The organism is Palleronia rufa, assembly GCF_000743715.1.
Taxonomy (GTDB): Bacteria; Pseudomonadota; Alphaproteobacteria; order Rhodobacterales; family Rhodobacteraceae; genus Palleronia; species Palleronia rufa.
In genome coordinates this window covers 1-5,751 of record NZ_JQEY01000032.1, presented here as the reverse complement: position 1 = coordinate 5,751, position 5,751 = coordinate 1, and the positions used below count along the sequence as shown (strand labels likewise).

Here is a 5,751-nt window from a genome sequence, read left to right as displayed (position 1 = left end):
ACGGTCAATCGCCAGGAAGAGGTAGGGTCGCCGCTGTGCGTCCGGCATCTGCGGCAGGTATTTCACGTCGACATGCAGATAGCCGGGCTCATAGGCCCTGAAAGGCTTGTGCGCAGGCTTCGGCGCCTTTGGTGTGAGGTCGCGGAGCTTGCTCACCCCATGTCGCCGCAAACAGCGATCCAGCCCGGAGCGCGAGACGTTCGGGTTCAGGAACTCGCGAACGACGGACAGCAGGTCGTCGAGCGGCAACAGCAGAGCCTTCCGCAACGCTACGGCAACCGCCTCCTGGGCAGGGGTCAGCGTCGTCTGCAGCCTGTGCGCGGTGTGGCTGTGGTCGTGAACGCCATCCCGCTTGCGCCACTTCCAGACCGTCTGTTCGGAGATGCTGTAGCGCTCCGCAACCATCCACGCCGGCTCATCGCTCGCCTGCATCGCAGCTCTGATCCTGGGTGTCGTCGTCGCCTGCTTGTGAAGAGAGATCAGCATGATCGTCCCCCATCCCGAACCTCACGCAGAAACGACCTTGCCATGAAGAGCGCAGACCGGCGAGAGTCTATGTGATCGTCCGGGACTGAACACCTAGCGACTTCTGCTACAGCYTTCACAGTTCTGAAGATCGCAGGCGCGGGGTATCTTTTCTGGCTCGGGCTGAAAGCTTTGCGGTCTGCCATCGCGGGTCCGAGAACGATTTCGACTCCAGAACTTGACCCGGCAACCGAAGGTCTTGCGCCTCGCCATCTGATGCGCTTCGCCGAGGGATTCCTGACCAATATCCTCAACCCAAAGCCGGCATTGTTCTATCTTGCAGCGTTTCCACAATTCCTGGTGGTCGGCGGTGCACCGCTCTGGTCTCAGGCACTCGTGCTGGCATTGGTCCACGCGGCCATCGCCCTTGCGTGGTATGGCTTTGTAGTGCTGACATTATCGCAATTCGTGCGCTGGCTCAGACGCCCACGACTTTGGCAGGCGATCCAAGGGCTGACAGGTGTGGCCCTGACCCTGCTTGCGGTCCGCCTTTTGCTGCTCCGCCAATCACTGTGACGAACCATCCGATGTGTTCAATTCAGCTTTAGGCCAGGGCAGAAGACTATGAAAACTGAACTCGATCACATATTTCTTCTGGTCGCGGACCGAAGCACCGCCGAACGTCTGATGCAGACGGCTGGTCTGGTCACCAATTATTCCCGTCAGCATCCGGGGCAGGGCACAACGAACATCTGCGCCTGTCTCGACGACATGTTTGTCGAATTTCTCTGGTTTGACGGGTCAAAGATCAGCGCGGAAAGCGAACGCATCGGTCTGGGGGATCGTGGGCGCGGTGATGGGTCACCAATCGGCGTGTCGTGGCGCGGTGCGGCGCCCGTTGCGTGTGACGCGTATTCGGCGCCGTTCCTGCCTGCCGGGGTGGCGATCCCGGTTGCGCAGGCAAGCCTGAATCGTTCTTTGCCTTTCGTTTTTCAAACTCCGGGTGGCGTGCCGCCGATAGATCGGACAGACGGTTTGCCCGGTGAGCGGCAGAGGCCACGATTTGGGACACTTGCACTCTGCGAAATCAGCCTCCCGAACCCGCAAGAAGCCGCATCTCTCCTTCAATGGTGTGAAAGGATCGAACTTGTGAAAGGACAACCGGGGTTTCGGCTTGTGTTCGTCACGCCGGATGGACGTTCGAACCAGTGCACCGGTTTCCTTTCACCGATCTGAGGTCGTCGGAAAAGAAGTGAAATACACGCCCGATTTTCGACGGACCAAACGCTGTTTGGCGCGTAGGTATCGGGGACAACCGCACCTGCCCTTGGGATACGACATGCTTTTCGATCTGCCAGATCACGACACGCTTTACCGCGCCCTTCTGGACCGCGACGAGGGGTATGACGGACGAGCCTTCGTCTGCGTCGGAACAACCGGGATTTTCTGCCGGTTGACCTGCCCGGCCCGCAAGCCGAAATCCGAGAATTGCACCTTCGTTGCCACCATCGGGGAATGTATCGAAATGGGCTTTCGGCCATGCAAACGGTGCCATCCCATGCAAGCAGCCGCTGCCGCCGATCCCGTTGTCGGTGAGCTTCTGATGCTTCTGGACGAAAAGCCTGAGGTCAGATGGTCCGAACGGGACATCGCGCGGCTGGGTTACGACCTTTCCACGGTGCGGCGCAGTTTCAAACGACAGTTCGGTATGACATTCCTCGAGATGGCGCGTCAGCGCCGCCTGCGCGACGGGTTCGAGGCGCTTGCCGATGGTGGCAAGGTCATCGAGGCGCAACTGGAGGCGGGGTTCGACTCGCCCAGTGCCTTCCGGGCCGCTTTCGCCCAGCAGCTGGGGTGTCGACCAAAAGACCTCGGAACAGAGGGAACTCTGCTCGCGTCCTGGATCCCCACACCGCTTGGCGACATGGTCGCGGTGTCCAGCACGTCTCATCTGCATCTTCTCGAATTCGTGGACCGCAAGGCGCTGCCGAACGAGCTCAAAAAGCTGGCGATGCACGGCCGGAATTCGATCGGTCTGGGCAAGACGGCCGCGACGGAACAGGCGGCGGCAGAGCTTGACGCCTTCTTTGCGGGCACATCGAGTCGTTTCGAAACACCGGTGGCTCCGCCGGGAACGGCCTTCTCGAAAATCGTCTGGGATGCCTTGCGCGACATTCCCGCAGGTCAAACGCGCAGCTATCGCGACATCGCCATCGCGATCGGCAAGCCCGCCGCGACGCGCGCAGTCGCGCGGGCCAACGGCGCCAATCAGATCGCGCTCATGATCCCGTGCCACCGGGTGATTGGCGCAGATGGAAGCCTGACGGGTTACGGGGGCGCGCTATGGCGCAAGCAGCGGCTTCTGGAGATCGAAACGCGCTACAAACATGAACAGAAGGAACTCTTGCAATGACGAACCAGACAAAGAGAGCGGAAGCGTTCCGCGCCCTGCACATTCCGGGCAACCCGCTTGTTCTTTACAACATCTGGGACGCAGGCGGTGCGAAAGCATTGGTCGACGCTGGCGCACCGGCGGTGGCTACCGGCAGCTGGTCCATGGCCGCAGCGCACGGCTTCGAGGACGGCGAGGCGATCCCGCTCGATCTGGTTCTGAAGCTTGTCGAAAGGATCACCGCTTCTGTGGATTGTCCGGTTACTGTAGATTTCGAAGGCGGCTATGCACAATCGCCCGACGATATCGCCGCGAATGTCGGACGCCTGATCGATTGCGGCGCAATCGGCTTGAACTTCGAAGACCAGATCGTTGGCAGGACGGGGCTACATGCTGTGGAAGACCAGGTCGCGCGCCTGCGCGCCGTACGGAAGGCAGCAGACGATGCTGGCCTCCCGTTCTTTATCAACGCGAGGACGGACCTGTTTCTGAAAAACGAAGCGGGCGCTGAACACGCGCTTCTGATCGAAGAAGCGATCGCGCGACAGAACAGCTATGCCGAGGCGGGCGCGGACGGCTATTTCATCCCCGGGCTGACCGACCCGACGCTGATCTCGCGCATCTGCGAGGCGTCGACGCTCCCGGTCAATGTCATGATGATGGGGGCATTGTCATCGGTGTCCAAGGTCGCATCGCTCGGCGTGGCACGTGCCAGCTACGGGCCCGGACCTTACATCATGGCCATGAAAGACCTGGTTGCTGCGCAGTCCGAGGCTCTTGCCTCGTGATGCGCCGCAGCCTGTGACCGACCGGATGCGATAGAGATGCAATGACGACCCCCATACTCCAATACTACGATAGCTTCGACGAGTGGGCACGACTGGAGACGCCCGCCGGCATCGTCGAACTGGACCGGACGCTGCGGATCATTGATCGCTCCGTTCCGGCGGCATGCGATATGCTGGATCTGGGTGGTGGTCCCGGGCGCTACACACTCGCCATGGCGGAGCGAGGGCATCGGTGCCAACTTGTCGATCTGTCGCCACGCCTTGTCGAAGAGGCCAATGCCCGGATTGCCGCCAGTCCGCACGCCAGCACAACGCCGCGGGCGGTTGCTGGCGATGCGACCGATCTCTCGGCCTTCGCCGACGCCACTTTCGACTGCGTCCTTGCCCTTGGACCGTTTTATCACCTGACGAGGAGTGAAGACCGAAAGGAGGCTGCGCGCGAGTGTTTTCGCGTCTTGCGTCCGGGAGGTGTCATTCTGGCCGCGTTCATTCCGAGGCTGAGCGGCGTTGGGGATCTGATAGATCGAGCGGCCAGATCGCCGGAGCAGGTCAATGTCTCTGCGTTCACCGACGCGGCAACCGACGGCATATTTGAGAATCCCTCTGCCGAAGGCTTTCAGTCCGGGTGTTACATGACACCACTAGAAGCCGGTGATCTCTTCCGCGCTTCAGGATTTCAGGTCGACAAGACCATTTCTGTCCGGAGCATTCTTTACGGAAGAGAGAGGGCGTATCTGGAAGTTGCCCACAACGACCCTGATCTTGCGAAGGTCATGCAAAAACAAGCCGACAAGCTTTCGTTAAACGAGGCAGTGGTAGCTACCTGCGGGCACGCACTTGTTGTCGCAAGCAAACCGGACCCATAAACGGGCGTGACCTAGATCTTTGGCTGCTGAACCAACGCGATCATGAGAGTGACCGCAACATCAAAATGCGACGACCAGCCTGTACCCACAGTCGAGCTCATCGAGATCAAGAAGCTCTCCATATTTCCTTCGCCAGTTGCCGCTTTCGAGGTCTGTCTTGAGACGTTGTAAACCTGGTGCGGTGTCGCCCAGCTTCCAGAATGAAGATATTGCCGCGCGGACGCGAGCATCAAGATATGCTTCGGGGCGTCGCCAGTAGGCAGCAAGGAACCCGTCTGAACAATCGTGCGGGATTGGAACCGGTGATATGTTCACGCGGCCAAGCCAGTCGCTGTAATTGTTCAATGGAGGCATCAGACCTTCATCTGCTGCGGCAAGTTCCGGGAAGTAGTCGAGAAGCCAGAAGTCACGGAAGGCGGGATCATACGTGAGTATCACGATAGGGCCACGAGACACGCGGCGCATCTCAGCCATGCCGTTTTCCTTGTCGTTCCAGTGATGGACCGTCAACACGGCCATGACGGCGTCGAAACTATTGTCATCAAATGGCAAATTTTCAGCTCTGCCTTGAACGACTTTTGTCTTGGATGGAAGTCTTTGCGCGATCATCTCGGACGACGGTTCGAGGGCCGTGACGTCTCGATCAATCGGTTCATAGGAGCCGGCGCCCGCACCGACGTTTAGAACAGTTCTGCCGTCGCCAAGCGCATTATGGATCGACTGGAAAATTCTAGAATCTGCTCTGCGCAATTCGGCGTAGTTGTCAGATCCCGCTTGATTGTATGGCCGCTTTTTGAAGAGCCTTGGCTTTTGGCGATGCCAGTCCTTGAGGGCGTCGATAGGCGTTCTGCCCTTCAGGACGGATTGCGGGAGCTGGCCGTTGTAGAGGCGGACATAGCGCAGGATCGTCTGCTCAAGGTCCTCGCCTGATCGGAAGCGATGACTCTGCAGGACGTCCTCGATCCGCCCGTTGAAGCGCTCCACCATGCCGTTGGTTTGCGGCCGCATCGGTGGTGCGAGGCGATGCTCGATCCCGAGGTCGGCACAGAGGCGGTCGAACTCGTGGTTGCCCGGGGCCGCGCGCTTGCGCAGGCCGAACAGCCGGTCGGTGAACTCCTTGCCGTTGTCGGTGAGAACACGTGTGATCTTCATCGGCGCGGCGCGCTCCAGGTCACGCAGGAAGCGGCGCGCGTTGGCGGCCGTCTTCGCTGGGTAGATGCGGACGAAGACCCATCGGGTC

The 5,751-nt window shown here is 60.0% G+C and carries 4 protein-coding genes and 4 pseudogenes; 5 read left to right on the top strand and 3 right to left on the bottom strand.

The window, feature by feature from the left end; genetic code table 11:
* A pseudogene (locus KW83_RS18880) lies at positions 1-486 on the bottom strand (IS481 family transposase); the annotation flags it as partial.
* A gap of 99 nt (positions 487-585) precedes the next feature.
* On the opposite strand from KW83_RS18880, the pseudogene KW83_RS20305 reads away from it, so the two are divergent.
* The 5 genes and pseudogenes from KW83_RS20305 to KW83_RS19440 all read left to right on the top strand — a co-directional run.
* Positions 586-1,041 (top strand): annotated as a pseudogene (locus KW83_RS20305) (LysE family translocator); the annotation flags it as partial.
* Between the two features lie 48 nt (positions 1,042-1,089).
* A complete protein-coding gene (locus KW83_RS20300) occupies positions 1,090-1,701 on the top strand; it encodes a VOC family protein (protein ID WP_081904725.1) in 612 nt (203 codons plus the stop codon).
* A 103-nt stretch (positions 1,702-1,804) separates the two neighbouring features.
* Entirely contained in the window at positions 1,805-2,878 is a 1,074-nt protein-coding gene (locus KW83_RS18875; RefSeq protein WP_036182190.1) for a bifunctional transcriptional activator/DNA repair enzyme AdaA, read from the top strand.
* Positions 2,875-3,645 (top strand): isocitrate lyase/PEP mutase family protein, encoded by a 771-nt coding sequence (locus KW83_RS18870; protein WP_036182187.1) that lies wholly within the window; start codon positions 2,875-2,877, stop codon positions 3,643-3,645. The genes KW83_RS18875 and KW83_RS18870 overlap by 4 nt, the downstream gene beginning before the upstream one ends.
* A 41-nt stretch (positions 3,646-3,686) precedes the next feature.
* Positions 3,687-4,511, top strand: coding sequence for a class I SAM-dependent methyltransferase (locus KW83_RS19440; protein WP_051928677.1), 825 nt, complete (start codon positions 3,687-3,689; stop codon positions 4,509-4,511).
* Between the two features lie 60 nt (positions 4,512-4,571).
* On the opposite strand, the pseudogene KW83_RS18860 reads toward KW83_RS19440, so the two are convergent.
* Positions 4,572-5,138: pseudogene (locus KW83_RS18860) on the bottom strand (class I SAM-dependent methyltransferase); the annotation flags it as partial.
* A 135-nt stretch (positions 5,139-5,273) separates the two neighbouring features.
* Positions 5,274-5,751 (bottom strand): annotated as a pseudogene (locus tag KW83_RS21660) (integrase core domain-containing protein); the annotation flags it as partial.

Bases quoted from the DNA above. Each gene is read 5' to 3' on its own strand.
- KW83_RS18875 (WP_036182190.1), top strand. From the start codon at position 1,805: ATGCTTTTCGATCTGCCAGATCACGACACGCTTTACCGCGCCCTTCTG.
- KW83_RS19440 (WP_051928677.1), top strand. From the start codon at position 3,687: ATGACGACCCCCATACTCCAATACTACGATAGCTTCGACGAGTGGGCA.
- KW83_RS20300 (WP_081904725.1), top strand. From the start codon at position 1,090: ATGAAAACTGAACTCGATCACATATTTCTTCTGGTCGCGGACCGAAGC.
- KW83_RS18870 (WP_036182187.1), top strand. From the start codon at position 2,875: ATGACGAACCAGACAAAGAGAGCGGAAGCGTTCCGCGCCCTGCACATT.